Source organism: Psychrobacter sp. Ps6 (assembly GCF_022129235.1).
Taxonomy (GTDB): domain Bacteria; phylum Pseudomonadota; class Gammaproteobacteria; order Pseudomonadales; family Moraxellaceae; genus Psychrobacter.
Window position 1 is genome coordinate 1 of sequence record NZ_JADQAI010000190.1, and the last position, 1041, is coordinate 1041.

Below are 1041 nucleotides of genomic sequence, written 5' to 3' on the forward strand. Positions count from 1 at the left end.
TAAACTCACTATCCCACAAATTGCCCAGATAAAAATCCGTTATTCCGTTGTTATTGCTGTCTGTATATAAATGACTGGCAACACCATAACTACTTGCCGCATCACTATAATCAGTAGCCGTTGTAATACAACCAGCTGCATCAGCATACGTGCTTGTTATACTGGATATAGACTCAATAAAAATTGCTTGTTTTGATTTGGTGTTAATTTGATAGAGTGCTTGACCTGTACTATCTAAAGAGCCATTTCCATCACTATCATAATCTCCATCAATGACCACGTATAAATGACCATCTTCGCCTTTTACCATGCCATATGAACTTGCTATTGGTGGCGTAGAGTCAAAACTGAGAGCCATTGCACTGATAGCACCCGTTTGCGGGTTAACGGAATAAAGCGTCTGAGTGGAAATTTCAGCCGTACACAATTCTTGCGATTGAGAGTCATAAACCCAATCACCATCAAATGGCAATGAAATTCCCCCACCAACAGTCATGCCAAGATCGGGTAAAAGAATATTGATGGCCTGTACCGTGAAACGATTTAAGTCTACCTGTAATATTTGACCACTATTTGGATGACCCAAATACAGATATTGCCCATCATCACTAATAGCACCCTGTTCACCAACAATATCACTACTCACTATGATGGGATCCCCCGATGTAATAGACGTTATTACACCAGTCCGTACATCAACAATATTGAAATTTTCTGCCGCCGTTGGCATGCCTAAATCAACAATATTGCCTTGCTTATCAAACAAAGCGATATGTAAGGTATTACTACCATCAAAAAAGGCGCCATAAAATGCTCCACCGGCCAGATCAAAAGCGATACCATTTAATGAATCGTAACCCGCTTGATTGGTGAATATACTTACGGGGCTAAAAGGGGCGGTAGAAAGATCTATACGATCGAACTGATAATTTGTCCCAGTTGTTGAACTCGTTTGATAAATGCCATCACAGGTCGTATCTGGAAATACACCTTCAATGACTTTTGCTGTGTGATCTTCTATTTCACCGTTACTTGCAAGAC

Annotated in this window: 1 protein-coding gene; it reads right to left on the reverse strand. The window is 40.3% G+C overall.

Annotated features, from left to right (window positions below; genetic code table 11):
* A partial coding sequence (locus I3255_RS14780) for a hypothetical protein (RefSeq protein WP_238039508.1) occupies window positions 1–1041 on the reverse strand: 1041 nt, incomplete at both ends.